Below are 348 nucleotides of genomic sequence, written 5' to 3' on the forward strand. Positions count from 1 at the left end.
CTCCGCATCAATTTCGCCTCGTAGCTCAAAAAAAATTGCTCCCACAGTCCTTTGGTGGCCCAGCGGTTGAAGCGATTATAGGCCGTTTTCCAGGGGCAAAACTCACTTGGAACATCGCGCCAGGGAGCGCCGGTTCGGAGTTTCCAGAGTATTGCTTCCATCACATTTCGATCATTGGGCCAGCGGTGGCAACCCTTTGCTTTCATGGTGACTTGAAGCTGTTCCCAAATGTCATCGGTCAAAACATATCGTGTCATGGCTGTACTCCCCTTCTGTTAAGAAGAGTCGCATAACCCCACAGAAAATCAATGAGGGACAGCCTTTCTTTCAAAATGAGGACACGCCCTA

Annotated in this window: 1 pseudogene; it reads right to left on the reverse strand. The window is 49.7% G+C overall.

The annotated features are described in order from the left end of the window. Positions 1–257, reverse strand: a pseudogene (locus tag ACT3RQ_RS17755) (transposase); the annotation flags it as partial. Between the last annotated feature and the right edge of the window lie 91 nt (positions 258–348).

The organism is Halomonas sp. AOP43-D1-4 (genome assembly GCF_052446175.1).
Taxonomy (GTDB): domain Bacteria; phylum Pseudomonadota; class Gammaproteobacteria; order Pseudomonadales; family Halomonadaceae; genus Vreelandella; species Vreelandella citrativorans.